Raw genomic sequence first — 20,006 nt, 5'->3', positions numbered from 1 at the left:
CATTTAGCGACATATTGAGTTGTCATGTCTTGCTAACTCGCCAGGGGGAGGCGTTATGAGTATCAGCAACACAGTAACCAAAGTTGAAGAGTTTGATTTTGACGATGAGTCAGTGAAGACCGTTGCGAGTCAACTCGGAAAAACATCATCCACAGAAAGCAAAACGGCTGCGCGTGAAGAATTCGATGCAAGCAGCAAGAGCTTAGATGCCACCCAATTGTATCTAGGTGAAATTGGCTTCTCACCTCTACTCACTGCTGAAGAAGAAGTGCTTTATGCTCGACGCGCATTACGTGGCGACGAAGCTGCTCGTAAGCGCATGATCGAAAGTAACTTACGCTTAGTTGTAAAGATCTCTCGTCGTTACAGCAACCGCGGCTTGGCCCTTCTTGACCTTATTGAAGAAGGTAACCTTGGCTTGATCCGTGCAGTTGAGAAATTCGACCCGGAACGCGGTTTCCGTTTCTCTACCTATGCAACATGGTGGATTCGACAAACGATCGAACGTGCGTTGATGAACCAAACTCGTACTATTCGCCTACCGATTCACGTTGTGAAAGAGCTGAACATTTACTTGCGTACTGCGCGTGAACTTTCTCAGAAGCTCGATCATGAACCAACAGCCGAAGAGATTGCAGCGCAACTTGATATTCCTGTTGAAGATGTCAGCAAAATGCTTCGCTTGAACGAGCGTATTAGTTCTGTCGACACGCCAATTGGTGGTGATGGTGAAAAAGCACTACTTGATATCATTCCAGATGGTAACAATTCTGACCCTGAAGTTTCGACACAAGATGACGATATCAAGTCTTCTCTAATCCATTGGCTTGAAGAGCTAAACCCGAAACAGAAAGAAGTGTTGGCTCGTCGTTTTGGTTTATTAGGTTATGAACCTTCAACGCTGGAAGAAGTAGGGCGTGAAATTGGACTTACTCGTGAACGCGTTCGCCAGATCCAAGTGGAAGGTTTACGTCGTCTACGCGAAGTATTGATTAAACAAGGCCTGAATATGGAGAACTTGTTTAACGTCGAAGATGACTAATCGACATACATAAAGAGAAAAGGCTATGGGGAACCATAGCCTTTTTGCGTTTTAAGCAGGGTATCCAATTACAGCTAAAGCATTTTTTTCAAACGATACAGTTCTTCAAGTGCCTGGCGAGGCGTCATCTCATCGGGATCGATGTTTGATAAAGCTTGCTCCACTTCGCTTGGCTCAGGAATAAGGCTGAGCTGATTCGCCACATCGACCGCTCCCGGGCGAGGGGAGTCGTTACCATGACTTAACTGTTCAAGTTGAGATAACTTCGCGCGCGCATTTTTGATCACGGTTTTTGGGACACCAGCCAAGCCAGCAACCGCAAGACCGTATGATTTGCTGGCTGCACCTTCTTGAACTGCGTGCATAAACGCAATGCTGTCTCCATGCTCGACCGCGTCTAAGTGGACGTTGGCCAGATTTGGCAACTGGCTTGGTAGTTCAGTCAGCTCAAAGTAGTGGGTGGCGAACAGTGTCATCGCGCCGATTTGTGTTGCCAGCCATTCTGCGCTTGCCCATGCCAAAGACAGACCATCATAAGTACTGGTGCCTCGACCAATCTCATCCATAAGTACTAAGCTGTTTTTCGTTGCGTTGTGCAGAATGTTCGCTGTTTCCGTCATTTCCACCATAAACGTTGATCGCCCTGAGGCTAAGTCATCAGAAGCACCAATACGAGTGAAAATACGATCTAACGACCCAATCTGAGCTGATTCAGCTGGAACGTACGAACCGATGTGAGCCATTAGCGCGATCAATGCAGTTTGGCGCATGTATGTCGATTTACCACCCATGTTCGGACCCGTAATGATCAACATCTTACGCTGTGGGTTGAGCTCTATTGGGTTGGCGATAAATGGGTCACTGGTGACTTGCTCTACAACAGGGTGGCGACCCGATTGGATTTGGATACCCGGTTCTTTGACCAATGTCGGACGGCAGTAATCGAGTGAATCAGCACGTTCTGCCAGGTTTTGTAGTACATCCAATTGAGAAACCGCAGAGGCCAAATTCTGTAACTGTTCTAGGTTCGGCATCAACAGATCAAACAGCCCTTCCCAAAGCTGCTTTTCTAACGCGAGTGCTTTTGACTTAGAGTTAAGCACTTTGTCTTCGTGTTCTTTCAGCTCAGGAATGATGTAGCGTTCTGCGTTTTTAAGGGTTTGGCGACGCACATAGTGTGGCGGTACCAAATGGCTTTGACCACGGCTAACCTGAATGTAGAAGCCATGCACATTGTTGTAACCAACTTTAAGCGTATCAATGCCATGACGCTCACGTTCATCCGATTCGAGTTTTTCTAAGTATTCTGTTGCGCCATCAGCGAGTTTACGCCACTCATCCAGCTCCTCATTATATCCCTCGGCGATAACGCCACCGTCGCGAATCACAACAGGAGGGTTTTCTTTGATTGCACGTTCGAGTAATTCGCACACATCATCGATTGGTGCTGCAAACTGAGCCAGCTTCACGAGGTATGGATGAGTCAGTGAGGCAGTAATGGCTTCTAGCTCTGGCAATTGCTGCATAGCGTGACGCAGACGAGCCATGTCACGAGGGCGGGCAGAACGTAACGCCAGACGGGCTAAAATTCGCTCAATATCACCAATCTGCTTTAAAGTGGGCTGAAGATCGGCAAATAGGCTTTGGTCTTTAATTTCGCCGATGGCATCGAGGCGATTGTTTAATGTGTCGATGCAGCGCATTGGTTGATGGAGCCAACGCTTGAGCATGCGGCTACCCATTGGGGTTGCACAGTGATCGAGAACTGCGGCCAACGTATTGTCTGTCGAGCCTGCAAGGTTTTGAGTAATTTCGAGGTTACGACGCGTGGCGGCATCCAGAATAACTGAGTGATCCTGACGATCAAAAGTCAAAGAACGAATGTGCGGTAGCGCAGTACGCTGGGTGTCTTTTACATACTGGATCAAACAACCTGCGGCACATAATCCGAGTGACGCGTGTTCTACGCCAAAGCCAATCAAATCTTTGGTACCGAATTGCTGATTCAGTTGTTGTTTCGCGGTATCTAATTCAAATTCCCATACCGGACGACGACGGTTACCGTTGCGGCTCGACATCAAATGGACGGGTTCAAAATCTTCAGGAAACAATAACTCACGTGGTGCGGTGCGTTGCAGTTCAGCCGCCATTGCCTCTTCGGTTTCAGGTTCCGTTAATTGAAAACGGCCTGAAGTGACATCCAGCGTCGCGTAACCAAACTTACCGTTGTGGTGATAAATCGCCGCAATCAAGTTATCGAGGCGCTCAGAGAGAAGAGCTTCGTCAGTGACGGTACCCGGAGTAACAATGCGCACGACTTTGCGCTCAACAGGGCCTTTACTGGTCGCGGGATCACCGATCTGCTCACAGATTGCAACAGACTCACCAAGCTGAACAAGTTTGGCCAAATAGCCTTCTACGGCATGAAATGGCACACCCGCCATAGGAATAGGCTCTCCTGCAGATGCACCACGTTTAGTCAATGAGATATCAAGCAGTTGAGAGGCTCGCTTAGCATCATCATAGAAGAGCTCGTAGAAATCGCCCATGCGGTAAAACAGCAAAATATCAGGGTTCTCAGCCTTTAGCTTGAGGTATTGCTGCATCATCGGAGTGTGTTTTTGTTCAGCTTTCACAGGTAAGTTCTTTAGTTTATTTCCGGAGCGGCTTAGGATACGTGAATCCCTATCAAGTAAAAAGAGACAAAGGGCATTTTGGCTATGGAAAGAACAACAAAATTAAGCGCAGATTTAGGTGTGTTACTCGAGCAGCATGGACATGTGATGACGACCGCGGAATCCTGCACCGGAGGTGGTGTTGCTGCCGCCATTACTGACATTGCTGGCAGTTCAGGCTGGCTGGATCGTGCATTTGTGACTTACAGCAATGAAGCGAAAATGGAGATGCTCGGTGTTAAGCAAAAGACACTGGAAATGCACGGCGCCGTCAGTGAACCCGTTGTGGTTGAAATGGTTCAAGGAGCGCTTGAGCATTCGAATGCAACGATAGGCGTCTCGATCAGTGGTATTGCCGGACCAGGTGGTGGCAGCGAAGAAAAGCCCGTTGGGACTGTATGTTTTGCATTTGCAGATAATCAACAATGGCTTTTGGTTGAAACCATGCATTTTGACGGTGATCGTGCAGCCGTTCGTGAACAAGCCGTGTTTCATGCACTGACTCGAATCTATCAGCATTTGGATGAGAAAATTTAAAAGTACGTTAGCCCAGACGTGATAAGCTCTGCGGCAAAGTTATACGTAGATCAGCTAAAGTTTTTTCTATACAGGTATAGACACTGTATGAATCAACAGTATAATAACTTTCATTGCTGAGCGATTAACTGCTCAAGAAAAGTTTAATGACTATTCGTCGCCCAAAAAGATGAATAAATCGGAGAAAGTAATGGACGAGAACAAACAGAAAGCGCTCGCCGCTGCGCTAGGTCAAATTGAAAAACAATTCGGTAAAGGCTCAATTATGCGCCTTGGCGATAACCGCGCAATGGACGTAGAAACCATCTCAACGGGTTCTCTTTCTCTTGATATCGCTTTGGGTGCTGGTGGCTTACCGATGGGTCGTATTGTCGAAGTATACGGTCCGGAATCTTCTGGTAAAACGACACTAACTCTTGAGCTTATTGCTGCAGCACAGCGTGAAGGCAAAACTTGTGCGTTTATCGATGCGGAGCACGCTCTGGATCCTGTATACGCGAAGAAGCTTGGCGTAGATATCGATGCACTTTTAGTTTCTCAGCCTGATACGGGTGAGCAAGCGCTAGAAATCTGTGATGCATTAGCGCGCTCTGGTGCTATCGACGTAATGGTTGTTGACTCTGTTGCAGCACTGACTCCAAAAGCAGAAATCGAAGGCGAAATGGGCGACAGCCACATGGGTCTCCAAGCTCGTATGCTTTCTCAAGCGATGCGTAAGCTAACAGGTAACCTGAAGCAGTCTAACTGTATGTGTATCTTCATCAACCAAATCCGTATGAAGATTGGTGTGATGTTCGGTAACCCAGAAACAACAACTGGCGGTAACGCACTTAAATTCTATGCATCGGTTCGTCTTGATATCCGTCGTACTGGCGCAATCAAAGAAGGCGACGAAGTTGTAGGTAACGAAACTCGCATCAAAGTCGTTAAGAACAAGATTGCAGCACCATTTAAAGAAGCAAACACGCAGATCATGTATGGTCAAGGCTTTAACCGCGAAGGTGAGCTGGTAGACTTAGGCGTGAAGCACAAACTGGTTGAAAAAGCAGGTGCTTGGTACAGCTACAATGGCGACAAGATCGGTCAGGGCAAGGCAAATGCTTGTAATTACCTGCGTGAACATACAGAAGTTGCTCAGACTATCGACAAGAAACTTCGTGAGATGCTTTTGTCTCCAGCTGTAGCTGAGGGACCTGAAGCCGGTGAAATGCCAGAGAAGAAAGAAGAAGAGTTTTAACTTCGACTTTAAATAAAAGATATAAAAGCCCTGCGACGCGGGGCTTTGTTGTATTTGCTATATCTAAAGTGCTGAGCAACAAATCTGTACAGGAAAAATAGGTTTAGGATCATCATGTACCAAAAGCGTCAAGCGCCAACTCTTTCAAGTAAAGAAGCTGCGATTCAGTTACTGAGCCGTCGTGACCACGGACAGTACGAGCTATATCAAAAGCTGGCATTGAAAGGGTATGAAGAAGCCGATATCGAAGCCGCGATCAATTTTTGTCTGGATCACAATTATCTTGATGATTTGCGTTATGCCAAAAGCCAGATTCGCCAACATGTCTATAAAGGTCATGGCGAACGCAGGATCCGTCAGGAATTAGCCCAAAAGCGCGTAGCGGAATCGGTTGTCGATGAAGCGATGATGGAAGAGCCACAAGACTGGTTTGAACTGGCAAGAATGGCGGCTGAGAAAAAATTCAAAGGCATAAAAGCCAAAGACCAGAAAGAGTACGCCAAACAGGTGCGTTTTATGCAATATCGTGGATACAGCTTTGACCAAATCAGCTTTGCACTGAGCTTTGACGAACACGATTGAGCGGGATTCTCCAGCATTTTTTTTTGTTTTTCTTCAAAATTATTCCTCTAAGACCTCTTTTCCGTAAGAAAACTAGTCGTAGCTGATTGCTTGATCTACAATACGGCGAAATTCTAACTCGACTATTTTCAGGAAGAGCTGCATGTACATGAGCACTGACGAGGTTCGTAACTCGTTCCTCAAGTTCTTTGAAAGCAAAGGACACCAAATCGTAGAAAGTTCATCGTTAGTACCACATAACGACCCAACCCTGCTGTTCACAAACGCAGGTATGAACCAATTTAAAGATTGCTTCTTAGGCTTGGAAAAACGAGCCTATACTCGAGCGACTACGGCTCAACGTTGTGTACGTGCTGGCGGTAAACATAATGACCTGGAAAACGTAGGTTTCACAGCCCGTCACCATACTTTCTTCGAGATGCTAGGTAACTTCAGCTTTGGTGATTACTTCAAAGAAGACGCGATTTCATTTGCTTGGGAATTTTTGACTCAAGTACTGAAACTGCCTCAAGAGCGCCTGCTGGTTACCATCTACGAAACCGATGATGAAGCATTTGATATCTGGAACCAAAAGGTAGGCGTTCCAGCAGATCGTATCATCCGTATTGGTGATAAAAAAGGTGGTAAGCCATACGAGTCAGATAACTTCTGGCAGATGGGTGACACAGGTCCTTGTGGTCCATGTACTGAAATTTTCTACGATCACGGAGAGCACATCTGGGGTGGTCGCCCTGGCACTCCTGAAGAAGATGGTGACCGTTTCATCGAAATCTGGAACAACGTATTCATGCAGTTCAACCGTCATGCCGACGGTACTATGGAGCCGCTACCAAAACCATCTGTTGATACAGGTATGGGTATTGAGCGTATCTCTGCGATCATGCAAGGCGTTCACTCAAACTACGAAATCGACGTATTCCAAACTCTGATCAAAGCAGCTGCTGAAGTAGTTGGTTACGAAGACCTGTCTAACCAGTCTCTACGTGTTATCGCAGACCATATTCGTTCATGTTCATTCTTGATCGTTGATGGCGTGATGCCTTCAAATGAAGGTCGTGGTTACGTTCTACGCCGTATTATCCGTCGTGCTGTTCGTCATGGTAACAAGCTTGGTGCACAAGGTGTTTTCTTCTACAAACTGGTTGGTGTACTTGCAGAAGTCATGGGTACTGCTGGTGAAGAACTGAAGCGTCAACAAGCGGTTGTAGAGAAAGTACTGCGTATCGAAGAAGAAAACTTCGGTCGTACGCTTGATCGTGGTATGTCGATCCTGAACGAAGCGCTAGATAACCTGGATGGCAAAGAGCTAGACGGTGAAACAGTATTTAAACTTTACGACACCTACGGCTTCCCTGCTGATTTAACTAACGACGTTGCTCGTGAGCGTGAGTTCACTATCGACGAAGAAGGTTTTGAGAAAGCAATGGAAGAGCAGCGTCAACGTGCTCGTGAAGCTGGCCAATTCGGTACAGACTACAACGCGACAATCAAAGTGGACGCGGAAACTGAGTTCTGTGGTTACACAGGCACAAAAGGTTCAAGTTCTGTCGAAGCCATGTTCGTTGAAGGTAACGAAGTTGAATCACTGTCAGCAGGCGATAAAGCAATCATCGTACTTGGTGAAACACCATTCTACGCTGAGTCAGGTGGTCAGTGTGGCGACGCTGGTGAGATTCGCACAGAGTCTGGCGTATTCCGTGTAGAAGACACTCAGAAGCTAGGTAATGCAATTGCGCATTACGGTGTAATGGCTGAAGGCGTTCTGGCGAAAGGTGATGATGTTGCAACAATCGTAGACGCTGAGCGCCGAGCTGCAACTTCACTAAACCACTCTGCAACACACTTACTGCACGAGGCATTACGTCGCGTATTAGGTGAGCACGTGCTACAGAAAGGCTCTCTAGTTCGACCTGAAAACCTACGTTTTGACTTCTCACACCTTGAAGCGGTAACGGCAGCAGAGCTAAAAGAAGTGGAACGTCTGGTTAATGCTCAAATTCGTCGTAACCACTCTATCGAAACCAATATCATGGACATCGAGTCTGCGAAGCAGAAAGGTGCGATGGCGTTGTTCGGTGAGAAATACGACGATGAAGTTCGCGTACTATCGATGGGTGACTTCTCAACAGAGCTATGTGGTGGTATCCACGCATCTAGCACGGGCGACATTGGTTTGTTCAAAATTACGTCGGAAAGCGGTATTGCTGCGGGTATTCGTCGTATTGAAGCGGTAACAGGTGAAGCAGCTCTAGACGTGATCGAAGCTCAAACAGCTAAGTACGAAGAGAAACTGGCAGAATCTGCGCAGAAATCGAAAGCGCTTGAAAAAGAAATTCAAAAGCTGAAAGACAAGATGGCTGCGGCAGAAAGCGCAAACATCATGGGTAAAGCGGTAGAAGTTAACGGTACAAAAGTATTGGTTGCGGCTCTAGAAGGTGCTGACAGCAAAAACCTACGTACTATGGTTGATGATATCAAGAACCAAATGGGTTCTGGTGTTGTACTTCTGGCTAACATCACGGGTGACAAAGTTGGTTTGATCGCTGGTGTAACTAAAGATCTGGTTGGCAAAGTCAAAGCGGGTGATTTAGTTAAAATGGTAGCAGAGCAGGTTGGTGGTAAAGGCGGCGGTCGTCCTGATATGGCGCAAGCTGGCGGTACTGACGTAGCGGCACTTCCAGAAGCAATCAAAACTGTTCAGCCTTGGCTAGAAGAGCGCTTGTAACATGCTATAAATAACAAATATACGCTCAATCAATTTGTTTTGATTGGGCGTAATTTTTTTAAGTTGACCAAGTGGTTTAATGGACCAGAGATTAAGCTGGCCCACTAAGCTGCTTGGTTTTTCTTGTAACTACCACTTATATAAACAGAATGTATGTGGTCCGAATGAGACTTTGGTCTTGGGAAGGTGAAGACTGGTGAAAAAGCCCCTTATCGTGCAAAAGTTTGGCGGAACCTCTGTGGGTTCAATTGAAAGAATCCACCAAGTTGCTGAACACATCATTAAGGCGAAAAATGATGGTAATCAAGTTGTTGTAGTTGTGTCTGCTATGTCAGGCGAAACCAATAGGCTTATGGACCTAGCTAAACAGGTAGATAGCGTTCCTACAGCCCGAGAACTTGATGTTTTGCTCTCTGCTGGTGAGCAAGTGTCGATGGCACTGTTGGCGATGACACTGAACAAAATGGGTCATCCTGCACGCTCACTTACCGGAGCACAGGCGAACATTGTGACTGATAACCAGCACAATGACGCAACGATTAAGCACATTGATACTACGAGAGTGATGGCATTGCTTGAACAAGAGCATGTCGTTATCGTCGCAGGTTTTCAGGGTGTGAATGAAAATGGGGATATCACCACATTAGGTCGAGGAGGCTCAGATACGAGCGCAGTGACACTGGCTGGTGCACTACGTGCTGATGAGTGTCAAATCTTTACCGACGTTGATGGTATTTATACTTGTGACCCACGTGTAGTAAAAACGGCACAAAAAATGGCAGTGATTGACTTTCCTTCAATGGAAGCAATGGCAAGCCGTGGTGCTAAAGTTTTACATTTACCTTCGGTGCAATATGCATGGAAGAACAATGTACCACTACGCGTGCTTTCTACATTCGATGTGAATGAAGGTAGTTTAGTTAAGGGAGAGATTGGCACACAAGCCATCTCTGGTATAGCTATTCAACGAGACCTTGCCATTATTGAAGTAGATAAAGAACATTTGTCCAGTGCTACAAAGCAATGTCAGATGCTAGGTATCGATATCTGGAATGTGATCGAGGAAACAGAACGGACAGGTATCATGATAAAACAAGATGCATGTGCCAAGTTCGATCTGGTGTTCAGCGATAAAATCCGTAATAGTGAAATGGTAAGCCTGTTGACCGCAGTAGGGCTTGAGGCCAATGGATTGGTCGAGCATGCATGCGATTTGCTGGCTGAGCAAGATATTGCGATCAATTTCTGCGCAACGAATGCACTCACTATGATGCTAGTATTATCTCCTGACTGTGTGGATATGGCGGCAAACATTCTTCATGATGCTTACATTACGTCTAGTGAAGCGTTAAGCATTCAGCAAAAACATGCCCTAATAGGGTGATTTCGCTAACAAGGTAGTTTACGAAAATATAACTTTTGTTGGATAATAGCGTGATAGCAAGAAAATTTAGAGATTACTCAAGGAGCATAGAATGCTAATTTTGACTCGTCGCGTAGGCGAAACACTGATGATTGGTGATGAGGTAACTGTAACTGTACTAGGTGTTAAAGGTAACCAAGTGCGCATCGGCGTTAACGCTCCGAAGGAAGTGTCAGTTCACCGCGAAGAAATCTACATGCGCATTCAAGCTGAAAAAGGTAACGGTAACGTTGCTTCAGGCAACTACTAAGTATCATCTGTTTACAGAGCTTAGTTTGAATGAAAAAGGCTAGCCGAAGGGCTGGCCTTTTTAGTTTCTGATAAATGTCATTTTTTCAGAGAAGACTCTCTTTTTTTCATCATAATAGGGTGGTAAAGTTCGTTTAATAGTCACTTTGATTAAATCAGCATCGGTTAAGTGTTTTTTGCGGTTTTTTTCAAAGAAAGTGTTTGACATATTTTCGGTAAAACGTAATATGTGCCTCCGCAAGACGGTGAGGTGGCCGAGAGGCCGAAGGCGCTCCCCTGCTAAGGGAGTATGTGGTTTGTAGCCGCATCGAGGGTTCGAATCCCTCCCTCACCGCCATTCTTGCCTTGTTTGAGTTAGCATCCAAACAAAGAACAAAAGTGCGTCCTTAGCTCAGCTGGATAGAGTACCTGGCTACGAACCAGGCGGTCGGAGGTTCGAATCCTCCAGGACGCGCCATATTCTTTTACATTATTCTTTGATGATGTATTTGAGTATGAATAATGTGGTGAGGTGGCCGAGAGGCCGAAGGCGCTCCCCTGCTAAGGGAGTATGTGGTTTGTAGCCGCATCGAGGGTTCGAATCCCTCCCTCACCGCCATTTATTGACGTAGCAGTCAATTTTTTTTGTTCTAAAACAAAGTAATGTGATTTATTTCACAAAATGTGCGTCCTTAGCTCAGCTGGATAGAGTACCTGGCTACGAACCAGGCGGTCGGAGGTTCGAATCCTCCAGGACGCGCCACTTTCAAATAAGTCTGACTTTTTTGAAAAAGAATTTAGGGTATTGCCCTGATATTGACTAAAGTTGATATCGAAACGTGTGCGTCCTTAGCTCAGCTGGATAGAGTACCTGGCTACGAACCAGGCGGTCGGAGGTTCGAATCCTCCAGGACGCGCCACTTATTGAAGGGTAATGCCCTGATATTGATTTTCTGATTACAGGCATTGATATCGAAAACTGCGCGTCCTTAGCTCAGCTGGATAGAGTACCTGGCTACGAACCAGGCGGTCGGAGGTTCGAATCCTCCAGGACGCGCCACTTATTGAGGGTATTGCCCTGATATTGATTTCCCTGCTTTCAGGCATTGATATCGAAAACTGCGCGTCCTTAGCTCAGCTGGATAGAGTACCTGGCTACGAACCAGGCGGTCGGAGGTTCGAATCCTCCAGGACGCGCCACTTATTGAGGGTAATGCCCTGATATTGAATTCCTGTTTACAGGCATTGATATCGAAAACTGCGCGTCCTTAGCTCAGCTGGATAGAGTACCTGGCTACGAACCAGGCGGTCGGAGGTTCGAATCCTCCAGGACGCGCCACTTATTACAAAGCCTCGCTTATGCGAGGCTTTTTTGTATCTGCCATTTGTGCTCTTTCTCTCAAATAAACTCTCTGTTTGCCGATTTTCAGCTTTTACTGATTTATTCAAAACTTGCTTATCATAGCCAATTTGTTTTGTGGCGAAGGTTTTCACGCTGAAAATGACGTTTTCTCCCTGTTTAACCTCTTTTCCTTCCTCATTTCTTTTGTTGTAAATGCTTTGTTTTTCATATGTTTTTAAAATGTTAAAACTAATTATCTCATTGTTTATTATTGGTTTTTATTGATCTTGCCTATCGTTGTTTTGAAGCCCTAATCGCAGTTTTTATATGTGCTTTGATTTAGTCTGTTTATGAATTGAATTGTCACATTACCTGCATTGTTTGCATACGAACTGTGATCTGGGTAGTGAATGAATAATCATTTGTAGGGTTTACTACCAACCTTCCTTAAACAAAATTGACAAAGTTTAACCAGTCGAGATAATCCATGGGTCGGGATATGACACAATTAACATCCTGCACCTGTCAGGATGACAAAGAAAGGAAGCAACATGACTAATATAGGAAGCCTGCTAGTAGATGCAGCCACTCTCATGATTACTGGGATGGCGGTTGTATTTATTTTCCTCACTATTCTTGTTTATCTCGTTCGGCTCATGTCGAGACTCATACCAGAAGAAGTCCTAGAGCCGATCGCTGCACCTAAAATAAAAAACAATAATCAATCAACCTCTTCAGCTGTTAGTCCACAAGTCGTGGCGGCGATCTCGGCTGCGATTCATAAACATCGCACCTCTGTCGCGAAGTAGCCGAAATAGGATTAAAAAGGAGTTTAAGAGTATGTCTAAACCACTAGCTATTACTGATGTGGTCCTAAGAGACGCCCATCAATCACTGTTTGCTACGCGTATGCGTATCGACGATATGCTGCCTATCGCGGCTGAACTGGACAAGATTGGTTATTGGTCTTTAGAGACGTGGGGTGGGGCAACGTTTGATTCGTGTATTCGATTCCTTGGAGAAGATCCGTGGGAGCGTTTACGAGAGCTGAAAAAAGCGATGCCGAACACACCAATGCAAATGCTACTGCGTGGTCAGAACCTTTTAGGATACCGCCATTATGCTGATGACGTAGTAGAGAAGTTTGTTGAGCGTGCACATGCCAATGGTATGGATGTTTTCCGTATTTTTGATGCGATGAATGATGTGCGAAATTTCCAAAAAGCGGTTAAAGCAACCGTGGATGTTGGCGCTCACGCACAAGGCACGCTGTCTTACACAACCAGCCCAGTACACAACGCTGACACGTGGGTTGATCTGGCAAAACGTCTGGAAGACCTAGGCTGCCATTCTTTATGTATTAAAGACATGTCAGGTCTACTAAAACCTTATGAAGCTGAAGAGTTGATTACTCGTATCAAAGCATCATGTGATGTGCCACTGGCACTGCACTGTCATGCAACTACGGGTCTATCAACGGCTACGGCGATTAAAGCAGTAGAAGCGGGTATCGACATTCTTGATACTGCGATTTCATCAATGAGTAGTACTTACGGCCATACGCCAACAGAAACTGTGGTAGCGATGCTTCAGGGTACAGAGCGTGACACTAACCTGAAACTGGAAGAGATTGAGCCGATTGCTGCTTACTTCCGTGAGGTTCGTAAGAAATACGCGAAGTGGGAAGGTCAATTGAAAGGCGTGGATTCTCGCATTTTGATTGCTCAAGTACCAGGTGGCATGTTAACCAACATGGAAGGCCAGCTTAAAGAGCAGGGCGCTGCCGATCGTCTTGATGAAGTACTAGAAGAGATCCCTCGTGTTCGTGAAGATCTTGGTTTCATTCCATTGGTAACACCAACTTCGCAAATTGTCGGCACTCAGGCTGTTATCAACGTACTGACTGGCGAACGCTACAAGAGCATTACCAAGGAAACTGCGGGTCTGTTGAAGGGCGAATATGGTCAAGCGCCTGCGCCAATCAATGCAGAGCTACAAGCTAAAGTTCTGGAAGGTAAAGAGCCTATCACTTGCCGCCCGGCTGATTTACTAGAGCCAGAAATGGAAGCGCTGACAGTTGAGCTGATGGATAAAGCGAAATCTGAAGGCATCAAGCTGGCAAGTGAAAGAGTTGATGATGTATTAACTTACGCGCTATTCCCTCAAGTTGGCCTTAAGTTCCTGAAAAACCGCGGCAACCCTGAAGCGTTTGAGCCAGCTCCTACCTTAGAATCTGCTAAACCTGCTCCGGCACCAGTTGCTCAAGCATCAGCAGGCGGCGTAGAAACATACAGTGTTCGTGTTGACGGACAAGTTTATGAAGTAGAAGTAGGACCGCAAGGTGAGCTGACGTCGGTAACACCTTCAGCAGCGCCAGCGAAAGCAGTGGCTCCAGCAGCACCAGCTAACACTTCAGCTGAGTCCGTTCCTGCTCCACTTGCGGGCAACATCTTTAAAGTCAATGTACAGCCAGGTGCTGAAGTGGCTGAAGGTGACGTGCTACTGATCTTAGAAGCGATGAAGATGGAAACGGAAGTTCGAGCTGCGCGTGGTGGTATCGTTCAGGAGTTAAATGTGAAAGAAGGTGATGCCGTGACGGTAGGTGCACCTCTTCTTAGCCTGGCGTAAGGGAGTATCATGGACGGATTGATGACCCTATGGTTAGAAACAGGGATCGCTAACTTTGAGTTTGGCCAAATCTGCATGATGCTGGTTGGCTGTACTCTGCTGTTTTTGGCGATTCGAAAGGGTTTTGAACCCCTGCTTCTACTTCCAATTGGTTTTGGTGCGATTTTAGCTAACATTCCTAATGCGGGTTTCACCGAACCGGGTGGTTTGCTGTACTACGTCTACCACATCGGGATTGAGTCGGGTGTATTCCCGCTGTTGATCTTTATGGGCGTTGGCGCAATGACGGACTTTGGCGCGTTGATTGCGAACCCTAAAACGCTTTGGTTAGGTGCTGCGGCGCAGTTTGGTATTTTTGCAACGCTATTTGGTGCGATTTTGCTGAACTATGTACCGGGCATGGAATTCTCCATGGCAGACGCATCGTCAATTGCGATTATCGGTGGTGCTGATGGCCCAACCGCTATTTTCCTGGCAAGTAAACTGTCTCCAGACTTACTCGGCGCGATTGCGGTTGCGGCATATAGCTACATGGCGTTGGTGCCGATTATCCAGCCACCAATCATGAAAGCGTTAACCACGCAGGAAGAGCGTCAGGTAAAAATGGCTCAGTTGCGTCATGTCGGTAAGTGGGAAAAAGTTATTTTCCCGCTAGCTGTACTGTTGATGACCATTCTGTTTTTGCCATCTGCAACACCTCTGGTAGGGATGTTCTGTTTGGGTAACTTGATGCGTGAAGCAGGGGTTGTCGATCGTTTATCGAAGACAGCCCAGAACGAACTTATCAATATCGTGACCATCTTCCTTGGTCTTGGTGTTGGCTCTAAGTTGCAAGCGGATAAGTTCCTAAACTTGGAAACGCTTGGTATTTTGGCTTTGGGCGCGGTTGCTTTCAGTATCGGTACGGCAGCTGGCGTTCTAATGGCGAAGTTACTCAACAAGTTCTCGAAAGAAGACATCAACCCACTTATCGGCGCGGCTGGTGTTTCTGCTGTGCCAATGGCGGCGCGAGTGGTGAACAAAGTGGGCTTGGATGCAAACCCACAAAACTTCTTGTTAATGCACGCTATGGGTCCTAACGTAGCGGGTGTTCTTGGCTCTGCAGTAGCGGCAGGTATTCTGCTTGCACTGGTCGGCTAGTGTGTGGGTAACATACTCGCGCAGTGACTGTGCGGGGGATTAAATTATCCGCTTACAGCCATTAACTTAGCTAAACAAAATGGTTTATAGTCAAAGGGATGCTTCGGCATCCCTTTTTGTCTTTCAAGGAATGGTTTATGGAACACAAACAAATAGTTATCACTGAATTTGGAGAAGCAAGCGTACTTGCGGTTCAACATGCCCCAACACCGTCACCACAGTCAGGTGAAGTGTTAGTTAAGGTTTCTTTTTCTGGCATTAATCCTATTGATGTGAAGACTCGTGCAGGTCTGGGCTGGGCTGCGGCGCAAAACAAAGACAATCTGCCTTGGGTTCCGGGATATGACATTTCAGGCGAAGTCGTATCTTGTGGTGAGCAAACATCCCGCTTTGCTGTTGGAGATAAGGTAGCTGGTTTCATTGGTTTTCCAGTAAGAGGTGGCGGATACAGTCAATATGTATCTGTGCCTGAATCAGAACTGAGCCACGTACCAAGTAATGTTCCTTTGGAATCGGCGGCAGTGCTTCCTCTTGCCGGACAAACCGCGGCTCAGGCACTGGAGAAAGCCAATGTCACAGAAAGCGATCGTGTTTTAGTCCTTGCTGGTGCGGGTGGCGTAGGACACATTGCGGTGCAACTGGCTGTCGCAAGCAAGGCTGAGGTTTTTACAACTTGTAGTGAGCGAAATGTCGATTATCTCACCTCACTTGGTGCCCATGCAGTGAACTATCAATTAGGACCAGTGTCAGAACGTGTTGAAGATATAGATGTTTTAATTGATTTAGTGGGTGGAGATGCGGCTCTGGACGCTCTCAAATGTCTCAAGCCTAATGCTAGGATTGTGACTATTCCTACGATTACTGCTGAGAAGATTTGCGAGCAAGCGAAACAGTTGGGCTTAGAAGCGAACGGTATGTTAGTTGAGCCTAAGCCAGAGCAGCTGGATTCTTTACTGTATATGGCTGATGTAGGTTTACTAAAAACAGAGGTTCAACATGTCTACCCAATGGACGAGGTTGTCGCAGCTCACGAACAAGTGGAGTCTGGGCGCACTCGAGGCAAGGTTTTGCTTGATATGACATGTTAGCAGCATTCAATGCTGGCTTTGAGAGTATCGCGCTTTGGTTTTCTGGGTCAGCATTGTGGGTGCTTTTTATGACAGGTTTTCTCAGTGCTACCTTACTTCCTGGTGGCTCTGAGGCTGGTCTCATAGCGACCCTCTCTCTAAATCAATATTCCGTCTTTTCCATCATCACTGTAGCTACGATTGGTAATACCCTTGGCGGTTTGACCAATTACTGGCTTGGATTATGGATTCCAAATAAAACCCAGGATGAAAAACATGGCCATACCGCGTTAAAGTGGTTATCAAAATATGGTTACTGGGCTTTATTTTTCAGTTGGCTACCTATTGTTGGTGACCCGCTGTGCTTAGCGGCAGGATGGTTAAGGATGAAATTCCTGCCGTGTGTAATGTTAATATTTTTTGGAAAGGCCGCTAGATACAGCCTTCTAGCAGCCATCTATCTCGGATTATTTTAAGGAAAGTACATGAGAATGTTTTGGGTTGGCGCGTGTTCACTGCTCGTGATCACGGGTTGTGCATCACAATCCCCTGTTTCTTCACTGCCAGAGGGGATCACTTTCGTAGAGTCATCACAAGCGGAAGAAGGCAAAGTTAAAATCCCATACCAAAAATACAAGCTTGATAACGGATTGACCGTCATTCTCGCACCAGAAGATTCAGATCCGCTGGTACACGTTGATATGACTTATCATGTTGGCTCTGCTCGTGAAGAAATCGGTAAGTCTGGGTTTGCGCACTTCTTTGAGCACATGATGTTCCAAGGCTCAGAGAACGTAGGTGACCAAGAGCATTTTAAAATCATCACTGAGGCTGGTGGTACACTCAATGGGACAACCAACCGAGACCGCACTAACTACTTTGAAACTGTACCAGCCAATCAGCTAGAAAAAATGCTTTGGCTCGAATCTGATCGTATGGGCTTTTTGCTTGACGCAGTTTCACAGCATAAGTTTGAAATTCAACGCTCTACGGTTAAGAACGAACGTGCTCAACGCTACGATAACCGTCCGTACGGTTTGATCTGGGAACGCATGTCAGAAGCGTTATATCCAGAAGGCCACCCTTACTCATGGCAAACAATCGGTTATGTAGAAGATTTAGATCGCGTTGATGTGAATGATCTGAAAGCCTTTTTCTTGCGATGGTATGGCCCAAATAACGCCACGCTGACGATAGGTGGTGATCTGGATGTTGAAAAGACTCTGGCTTGGGTTAACAAGTACTTTGGCTCTATTCCTCGTGGTCCAGAAGTTGAGAATGCAGCAAAACAACCAGCAACGCTGACCGAAAGCAAATACATTACGCTAGAAGACCGTATTCAGCAGCCAATGGTGATGATCGCGTGGCCAACGACTTACGATGGTGAAGCAAGCCAAGCGTCACTGGATACGTTATCCGAAGTACTTGGTGGCGGAACCAACAGCTTACTTTATCAAGATCTGGTGAAAACACAGAAAGCGGTTGATGCGGGTTCATTCCACGACTGTGCAGAGCTGGCATGTACCTTCTTTGTCTATGCGATGGGAGACTCTGGCGACAAAGGCGATTTATCTAAACTGTATGGCGACGTAATGCAGTCTTTAAATAAATTTGCTGACACGGGTGTAACAGAACAGCGTCTCGAGCAGCTTACCGGTAAGGCTGAAGCCGATGCGATTTTTGCGTTGGAAAGCGTAAAAGGCAAGGTGACACAGTTAGCCTCTAATGAAACTTTCTTTGGCCAGCCTGACTTAATTGAAAAGCAGCTAGAACAAATTCGAGCTGTGACTCCTGACTCTGTTGATAAAGTGTACCGTGATTTTATTCAGGGTAAATCCAAAGTGACCTTAAGTGTGGTTCCAACGGGTAAAACCGATCTTGCTGTCAAACCAGCGACGTTTGTCACGCCTGAGCGTACACTACCTGAATACAAAAAGATCACTGATGATCAGCTTGCTTACCGCCGAGCTACCGATAATTTTGATCGCTCCGTTCAGCCACCAATTGGTGATCCTGTACAAGCCACTATGCCGGACTTATATGATGTGCACTTCGACAACGGCTCTGAACTCTTGGGTGCAGTGAGTAATGAAACGCCTACCGTTATGATGCAATTCAGCCTGCCAGCAGGCACTCGTTTTGTCGAAAAAGGTAAGGAAGGGCTGGCACAGCTAACCGCTTCGATGCTTCAGGAAGGCACAACCAAACGCAGCATGGAAGAGATTCAGGCTGAGCTGGATAAGCTCGGTAGTGTTATTTCTGTCGATGCAACAGGATATACGACCAACATCAGTGTTTCTGCTTTGGAGAAAAACCTAGCGCCAACCTTGAAGATCGTCGAAGAGATGCTGCTATCACCTGCATTCAAACAAGAAGATTTTGAACGCGTGAAACAGCAAGCTCTGGAAGGATTGGTTTATGAGCACCAAAGCCCAAGCTGGATGGCTTCGCAAGCCAGTCGCCAGGTACTTTTCGGTGATTCCATTTTTGCGCGCCCTAAGGATGGTACACAAGCTGGAATGGAAGCTCTGACCCTTAATGATATCCGTGAGTTTTACGCAACACACTACACCCCACAAGGTGCACAGATCACCGTGGTAGGTGATGTGAGTAAACAAGATATCGAGCAACAGTTAGCGTTCTGGGCTAACTGGCAGGATGACGCAGCACCGCTATATGCGCCGCAAAGTATTCCAGCATTGGGTAAGCAAAAAGTTCACCTTGTCGACAAACCAGGAGCACCACAAAGCGTGGTTATGATGGTTCGCCAAGGGGTGCCATACGATGCTACGGGAGAATTCTTCCTGGGTCAGTTGGCTAACTTCAACCTGGCAGGTAACTTTAACAGCCGTATCAACCAAAACCTGCGTGAAGACAAAGGTTACACTTACGGGGCATATGGTTACTTCTCTGGTAATCCGGAAACAGGCTCCGTTGTATTCACCGCACAAGTGCGTGCTGATGCGACCATTGCTTCGATCATGGAAATGAAGAATGAACTGAATGAATTCTCTCAAGCAGGTATGACGGATGATGAATTGACGTTTATGCGCCAGGCGGTAGGACAAAAAGATGCACTGAAATATGAAACTCCAACACAAAAGGCGGAGCTCATCAGTGATATCTTTAAGTACAACCTTGATAAAGACTATCTCCAGCAGCGAAATGCGATTGTGGAAACCGTGGACAAGCAGACGCTTAACACTCTCGCACAGAAGTGGTTTGACCCGAATGACTACCAAATCATTGTGGTTGGCGATGCAAAATCACTTCGTCCTCAATTAGAAAAGTTGGGGAAAGACGTAGAAGAGCTTGAAATCATTCGATAGAGTACACATCTAATAGCGGAGGGCGTGCTCTCCGCTATACATCTAGATAAG

14 protein-coding genes and 8 tRNA genes are annotated in these 20,006 nt (G+C 46.4%); 21 read left to right on the top strand and 1 reads right to left on the bottom strand.

What is annotated here, in order from left to right:
• The first annotated feature begins 55 nt into the window (after window positions 1-55).
• The gene (rpoS, locus tag VEJY3_RS13225) at window positions 56-1,042 is read left to right on the top strand and encodes an RNA polymerase sigma factor RpoS (protein WP_014232977.1); all 987 of its coding nucleotides are present in this window, start codon (window positions 56-58) and stop codon (window positions 1,040-1,042) included.
• 74 nt (window positions 1,043-1,116) lie between these two features.
• Here rpoS and mutS read toward each other — a convergent pair whose 3' ends face one another.
• On the bottom strand, window positions 1,117-3,678 hold the full coding sequence (gene mutS / locus VEJY3_RS13220) for a DNA mismatch repair protein MutS (protein ID WP_014232976.1): 2,562 nt from the start codon (window positions 3,676-3,678) through the stop codon (window positions 1,117-1,119).
• An 84-nt stretch (window positions 3,679-3,762) separates the two neighbouring features.
• Between mutS and pncC the strand changes: the two genes are divergently transcribed.
• The 20 genes from pncC to VEJY3_RS13120 all read left to right on the top strand — a co-directional run bounded on the left by pncC (window position 3,763) and on the right by VEJY3_RS13120 (window position 19,955).
• Window positions 3,763-4,254: a nicotinamide-nucleotide amidase gene (gene pncC / locus VEJY3_RS13215; RefSeq protein ID WP_014232975.1), complete on the top strand. Its 492-nt coding sequence runs from the start codon at window positions 3,763-3,765 to the stop codon at window positions 4,252-4,254.
• Between the two features lie 190 nt (window positions 4,255-4,444).
• A complete protein-coding gene (gene recA, locus VEJY3_RS13210) occupies window positions 4,445-5,491 on the top strand; it encodes a recombinase RecA (protein WP_014232974.1) in 1,047 nt (348 codons plus the stop codon).
• A gap of 114 nt (window positions 5,492-5,605) precedes the next feature.
• Window positions 5,606-6,073 carry a recombination regulator RecX gene (gene recX, locus VEJY3_RS13205; RefSeq protein WP_014232973.1) on the top strand — a complete coding sequence of 156 codons (468 nt, stop codon included), beginning with the start codon at window positions 5,606-5,608 and terminating at the stop codon, window positions 6,071-6,073.
• A 142-nt stretch (window positions 6,074-6,215) separates the two neighbouring features.
• Window positions 6,216-8,798, top strand: coding sequence for an alanine--tRNA ligase (alaS, locus tag VEJY3_RS13200; protein ID WP_014232972.1), 2,583 nt, complete (start codon window positions 6,216-6,218; stop codon window positions 8,796-8,798).
• A 196-nt stretch (window positions 8,799-8,994) separates the two neighbouring features.
• The gene (locus VEJY3_RS13195; protein WP_014232971.1) at window positions 8,995-10,182 is read left to right on the top strand and encodes an aspartate kinase; all 1,188 of its coding nucleotides are present in this window, start codon (window positions 8,995-8,997) and stop codon (window positions 10,180-10,182) included.
• Between the two features lie 91 nt (window positions 10,183-10,273).
• On the top strand, window positions 10,274-10,471 hold the full coding sequence (csrA, locus tag VEJY3_RS13190) for a carbon storage regulator CsrA (RefSeq protein ID WP_004415691.1): 198 nt from the start codon (window positions 10,274-10,276) through the stop codon (window positions 10,469-10,471).
• A gap of 243 nt (window positions 10,472-10,714) precedes the next feature.
• Window positions 10,715-10,807 (top strand) — tRNA-Ser (locus VEJY3_RS13185).
• Between the two features lie 43 nt (window positions 10,808-10,850).
• Window positions 10,851-10,927, top strand: a tRNA-Arg gene (locus tag VEJY3_RS13180).
• Between the two features lie 48 nt (window positions 10,928-10,975).
• Window positions 10,976-11,068, top strand: a tRNA-Ser gene (locus VEJY3_RS13175).
• A 67-nt stretch (window positions 11,069-11,135) separates the two neighbouring features.
• Window positions 11,136-11,212, top strand: a tRNA-Arg gene (locus VEJY3_RS13170).
• Between the two features lie 80 nt (window positions 11,213-11,292).
• Window positions 11,293-11,369: transfer RNA gene (locus VEJY3_RS13165), tRNA-Arg, on the top strand.
• 63 nt (window positions 11,370-11,432) lie between these two features.
• Window positions 11,433-11,509 (top strand) — tRNA-Arg (locus VEJY3_RS13160).
• A gap of 63 nt (window positions 11,510-11,572) precedes the next feature.
• Window positions 11,573-11,649: transfer RNA gene (locus tag VEJY3_RS13155), tRNA-Arg, on the top strand.
• A gap of 62 nt (window positions 11,650-11,711) precedes the next feature.
• Window positions 11,712-11,788 (top strand) — tRNA-Arg (locus tag VEJY3_RS13150).
• A 554-nt stretch (window positions 11,789-12,342) separates the two neighbouring features.
• On the top strand, window positions 12,343-12,600 hold the full coding sequence (locus VEJY3_RS13145; protein ID WP_014232970.1) for an oxaloacetate decarboxylase subunit gamma: 258 nt from the start codon (window positions 12,343-12,345) through the stop codon (window positions 12,598-12,600).
• 31 nt (window positions 12,601-12,631) lie between these two features.
• A complete protein-coding gene (gene oadA, locus VEJY3_RS13140) occupies window positions 12,632-14,419 on the top strand; it encodes a sodium-extruding oxaloacetate decarboxylase subunit alpha (protein ID WP_014232969.1) in 1,788 nt (595 codons plus the stop codon).
• 9 nt (window positions 14,420-14,428) lie between these two features.
• Window positions 14,429-15,559, top strand: a complete 1,131-nt coding sequence (locus tag VEJY3_RS13135; RefSeq protein WP_014232968.1) for a sodium ion-translocating decarboxylase subunit beta — start codon at window positions 14,429-14,431, stop codon at window positions 15,557-15,559.
• Window positions 15,560-15,696: 137 nt separating this feature from the next.
• Entirely contained in the window at window positions 15,697-16,647 is a 951-nt protein-coding gene (locus VEJY3_RS13130; protein ID WP_014232967.1) for an NADP-dependent oxidoreductase, read from the top strand.
• Entirely contained in the window at window positions 16,641-17,102 is a 462-nt protein-coding gene (locus VEJY3_RS13125) for a YqaA family protein (protein ID WP_014232966.1), read from the top strand. The genes VEJY3_RS13130 and VEJY3_RS13125 overlap by 7 nt, the downstream gene beginning before the upstream one ends.
• 9 nt (window positions 17,103-17,111) lie before the next feature.
• Window positions 17,112-19,955 carry a pitrilysin family protein gene (locus VEJY3_RS13120; protein ID WP_041170267.1) on the top strand — a complete coding sequence of 948 codons (2,844 nt, stop codon included), beginning with the start codon at window positions 17,112-17,114 and terminating at the stop codon, window positions 19,953-19,955.
• Window positions 19,956-20,006: the final 51 nt, after the last annotated feature.

This window comes from Vibrio sp. EJY3, from assembly GCF_000241385.1.
In the GTDB taxonomy this organism is placed as follows: Bacteria; Pseudomonadota; Gammaproteobacteria; order Enterobacterales; family Vibrionaceae; genus Vibrio; species Vibrio natriegens.
Note: the sequence above shows the minus strand (reverse complement) of the source record. Positions and strands in the feature narration are given on the sequence as shown.

Excerpts from the sequence above, each read along its gene's own strand:
- rpoS (WP_014232977.1), top strand. The coding sequence starts at position 56 with ATGAGTATCAGCAACACAGTAACCAAAGTTGAAGAGTTTGATTTTGAC.
- pncC (WP_014232975.1), top strand. The coding sequence starts at position 3,763 with ATGGAAAGAACAACAAAATTAAGCGCAGATTTAGGTGTGTTACTCGAG.
- recA (WP_014232974.1), top strand. The coding sequence starts at position 4,445 with ATGGACGAGAACAAACAGAAAGCGCTCGCCGCTGCGCTAGGTCAAATT.
- recX (WP_014232973.1), top strand. The coding sequence starts at position 5,606 with ATGTACCAAAAGCGTCAAGCGCCAACTCTTTCAAGTAAAGAAGCTGCG.
- alaS (WP_014232972.1), top strand. The coding sequence starts at position 6,216 with ATGTACATGAGCACTGACGAGGTTCGTAACTCGTTCCTCAAGTTCTTT.
- csrA (WP_004415691.1), top strand. The coding sequence starts at position 10,274 with ATGCTAATTTTGACTCGTCGCGTAGGCGAAACACTGATGATTGGTGAT.
- VEJY3_RS13145 (WP_014232970.1), top strand. The coding sequence starts at position 12,343 with ATGACTAATATAGGAAGCCTGCTAGTAGATGCAGCCACTCTCATGATT.
- oadA (WP_014232969.1), top strand. The coding sequence starts at position 12,632 with ATGTCTAAACCACTAGCTATTACTGATGTGGTCCTAAGAGACGCCCAT.
- VEJY3_RS13135 (WP_014232968.1), top strand. The coding sequence starts at position 14,429 with ATGGACGGATTGATGACCCTATGGTTAGAAACAGGGATCGCTAACTTT.
- VEJY3_RS13130 (WP_014232967.1), top strand. The coding sequence starts at position 15,697 with ATGGAACACAAACAAATAGTTATCACTGAATTTGGAGAAGCAAGCGTA.
- VEJY3_RS13125 (WP_014232966.1), top strand. The coding sequence starts at position 16,641 with ATGTTAGCAGCATTCAATGCTGGCTTTGAGAGTATCGCGCTTTGGTTT.
- VEJY3_RS13120 (WP_041170267.1), top strand. The coding sequence starts at position 17,112 with ATGAGAATGTTTTGGGTTGGCGCGTGTTCACTGCTCGTGATCACGGGT.